Source organism: Lelliottia sp., assembly GCF_045627565.1.
Taxonomy (GTDB): Bacteria; Pseudomonadota; Gammaproteobacteria; order Enterobacterales; family Enterobacteriaceae; genus Enterobacter.
In genome coordinates this window covers 1-3,198 of record NZ_JAZQNX010000046.1, presented here as the reverse complement: position 1 = coordinate 3,198, position 3,198 = coordinate 1, and the positions used below count along the sequence as shown (strand labels likewise).

The window sequence follows — 3,198 nt, the reverse complement described above, 5'->3', positions numbered from 1 at the left end:
TTGTGATGTTCCTGATTGTGGAAGTCGAGAAACCGCTGACCCGCAGATGGCGTACGTAAGCACCGCGCTAGACGTGTTTCGGAAAAGCAAAAAGACCGCTTAAGTTTCCTTAAGCGGGCTTTTCTAATTTGGCTCCTCTGACTGGACTCGAACCAGTGACATACGGATTAACAGTCCGCCGTTCTACCGACTGAACTACAGAGGAATCGTGTGAACGGGGCGCATATTATCGACCTCGCAGACGCTTGTCAAAGGCTGGATCGCCTTCTGATCATCGTTTGCTGACAAAATCAGCAAAGTGCCGCTTTTTATCACCGATTGCACAATTCTGGTGCAGATGTACCCCTTATGGGGCAGATCATAAACCGCTGTTTTAGTAATAAAACCCGCTGTCGTGATTAGATTTCCTTATTTTCAGCCGCTTAGCGAACTTATCAGACCTCTCTTAAAAACTGGCATCCATATTGCAAAAACCTTATCAACAACAAGCGCCAGTACTGGCACTGCATTTTAACAGGGGGCAAAATGAACTTTAGACGACTGAAATACTTCGTAAAAATCGTCGATATCGGTAGCCTGACCCAGGCCGCGGAAGTGTTGCATATCGCGCAGCCTGCACTGAGCCAGCAGGTGGCCACTCTGGAAGGTGAACTGGACCAGCAGCTTTTAATCCGCACCAAGCGTGGCGTCACGCCAACCGAAGCGGGCAAAATTCTCTATACTCACGCCCGCACGATTTTGCGTCAGTGTGAGCAAGCCCAGTTGGCGGTGTGCAACGTTGGACATACGCTAAGTGGCCAGGTCTCTATTGGCCTTGCACCTGGAACCGCTGCCTCCTCTATTACCATGCCGCTTTTGCAGGCCGTTCGCGCCGAGCTGCCAGACGTGCTGGTCTATCTGCATGAAAACAGCGGTTCGGTCCTGAACGACAAATTACTCAACGGCCAACTGGATATGGCGGTGCTTTACGACCGTTCACCAATTGCGGGAATCACCAGTCAGCCGCTGCTGAAAGAAGATCTTTATCTGGTCGGCACGCGGGACTGCCCCGGTCAAAGCATTGACCTGACGGCCGTGGCGGAGATGAATCTGTTCTTACCGCGGGATTACAGCGCCGTGCGTGTGCGCGTGGACGAAGCCTTTTCTCTGCGTCGTCTGACGGCGAAAATCATCGGTGAGATCGACTCTATTTCCACCCTGACTGCCGCAATTGCGAGCGGAATGGGCGTGACGGTACTGCCTGAATCTGCAGCACGTTCCCTGTGCAGTGCGGCGAATGGCTGGATGGCGCGCATCACTACGCCGTCAATGAGCCTGCCATTGTCTCTGAACATGTCAGCGCGTGGTTCTCTGTCGCCTCAGGCGCAAGCCGTGAAAGAGATTTTGATGTCGCTGGTAAGTCGTCCATCGCTGGAGAATCGAGAACTGCAGCTGGTAAGCTGATATTCCATAATGGAATAAGATGCTGGTTTTTATTATTTGTTCTGTAGGTCTGATGACTCTAACAATAGAGCGATATCAGATGCGCCGGGGTGAATCGTGAATTTCCAGCAACTTAAAATTATCCGTGAGGCGGCCAGGCGGGATTTCAACCTGACCGAAGTCGCCAACATGCTTTATACCTCTCAGTCGGGCGTCAGCCGCCATATCCGCGAGCTGGAAGAAGAGCTGGGCATAGAGATTTTTATCCGTCGTGGTAAACGTCTTTTGGGCATGACTGAGCCCGGTAAAGCGCTCTTGACCATCGCAGAGCGCATTCTCAACGAAGCCAGCAACGTACGGCGACTGGCGGACCTCTTTACCAATGATGCGTCCGGCGTGTTGACCATCGCGACGACGCATACGCAGGCGCGCTACAGTCTGCCGCCAGTGATCAAAGTTTTCCGCGAACTCTTTCCTGAGGTCCGTCTTGAGTTGATTCAGGGCACGCCGCAGGAGATTGAAGTGCTGTTGCAAAATGGTGGGGCGGATATCGGTATCGCCAGTGAACGCCTGAGTAACGACCCGCTGCTGGTGGCCTTTCCGTGGTTCCGCTGGCATCACAGCCTGCTTTTGCCCTCAGACCATCCCTTAAATCAGGTTTCCCCTTTGACGCTCGAAGCGATCGGCAAATGGCCTCTTATCACCTATCGTCAGGGGATTACCGGGCGTTCGCGTATCGACGAGGCATTCAACCGGAAAGGGATTACCCCGGATGTGGTGCTGAGCGCGCAGGATTCGGATGTCATAAAAACCTATGTCGAATTGGGGCTGGGGATTGGCATTGTTGCTGAACAGTCGGGTGGGGAGCACGAGTCAAGCGATCTGGTGCGGCTGGATACCCGGCATTTATTTGATGCCAATACCGTCTGGCTGGGACTAAAGCGTGGACAGCTGCAACGCAACTACGTATGGCGTTTCATCGAGTTATGTAATGCCGGGCTATCGGTTGATGAAATTAAACGGCAGGTGATGGAATCGGAAGACGTGGCGATCGATTATCAGATTTAATCGTCAGCAAGTTGGCAAACCCCGAAAAGTGGCGATTTAATCGGTCTCGACGATGAATACGCCGCAGAATGAGTCATGTTTCAGCATCCATCAGAGGACACCTGCACGATGACGCGTTATCATGATTCTCTTCGTGAGGCTGGGGCCGGTGTATCCGCTCGCAAGCTCTTCAATAGGCGTTAACCCCTGGGGCCACTTATGACCAATGAAATTCCACTTAAATATTTTGATATCGCGGATGAGTATTCCAAGGAAACCGCCACGCCGGTGAGCGAATCCGAACGCGAACCGCTGGCGCACTATTTCCAACTGCTGATCACCCGTTTAATGAATAACGAAGAGATCAGCGAAAGCGCCCAGCAGGAGATGGCCAATGAAGCGGGCATCAAAGATGAACGTATCGATGAGATAGCGACGTTTCTCAATCAGTGGGGCAATGAGTAGCTTGCGCTAAGACCTGGCAAAAAAGGCACGTAATGCAACGTGCCTTTTTTCGTATACTGGCGGCGATGAAAGCCCTAAAAGTAAAAAGCCTGCTTAAGTTTCCTTAAGCAGGCTTTTCTAATTTGGCTCCTCTGACTGGACTCGAACCAGTGACATACGGATTAACAGTCCGCCGTTCTACCGACTGAACTACAGAGGAATCGTGTGAACGAGGCGCATGTTAATGGCCTCGCTATTTTGTGTCAACACTAAATTCAACATGCT

3 protein-coding genes and 2 tRNA genes are annotated in these 3,198 nt (G+C 51.8%); 3 read left to right on the top strand and 2 right to left on the bottom strand.

The window, feature by feature from the left end:
- Positions 1-129: 129 nt before the first annotated feature.
- A tRNA-Asn gene (locus ACKI5T_RS21785) sits at positions 130-205 on the bottom strand.
- A 320-nt stretch (positions 206-525) separates the two neighbouring features.
- Here ACKI5T_RS21785 and nac point away from each other — a divergent pair.
- The 3 genes from nac to ACKI5T_RS21770 all read left to right on the top strand — a co-directional run bounded on the left by nac (position 526) and on the right by ACKI5T_RS21770 (position 2,934).
- Positions 526-1,443: a nitrogen assimilation transcriptional regulator NAC gene (gene nac / locus ACKI5T_RS21780; protein ID WP_015959566.1), complete on the top strand. Its 918-nt coding sequence runs from the start codon at positions 526-528 to the stop codon at positions 1,441-1,443.
- A 96-nt stretch (positions 1,444-1,539) separates the two neighbouring features.
- On the top strand, positions 1,540-2,490 hold the full coding sequence (cbl, locus tag ACKI5T_RS21775) for an HTH-type transcriptional regulator Cbl (RefSeq protein WP_015959565.1): 951 nt from the start codon (positions 1,540-1,542) through the stop codon (positions 2,488-2,490).
- A 198-nt stretch (positions 2,491-2,688) separates the two neighbouring features.
- Positions 2,689-2,934: a DUF2543 family protein gene (locus ACKI5T_RS21770; RefSeq protein WP_407440133.1), complete on the top strand. Its 246-nt coding sequence runs from the start codon at positions 2,689-2,691 to the stop codon at positions 2,932-2,934.
- A 123-nt stretch (positions 2,935-3,057) separates the two neighbouring features.
- Here the strand turns inward: ACKI5T_RS21770 and ACKI5T_RS21765 are convergent.
- Positions 3,058-3,133 (bottom strand) — tRNA-Asn (locus tag ACKI5T_RS21765).
- Positions 3,134-3,198 lie beyond the last annotated feature (65 nt).

Bases quoted from the DNA above. Each gene is read 5' to 3' on its own strand.
- nac (WP_015959566.1), top strand. From the start codon at position 526: ATGAACTTTAGACGACTGAAATACTTCGTAAAAATCGTCGATATCGGT.
- ACKI5T_RS21770 (WP_407440133.1), top strand. From the start codon at position 2,689: ATGACCAATGAAATTCCACTTAAATATTTTGATATCGCGGATGAGTAT.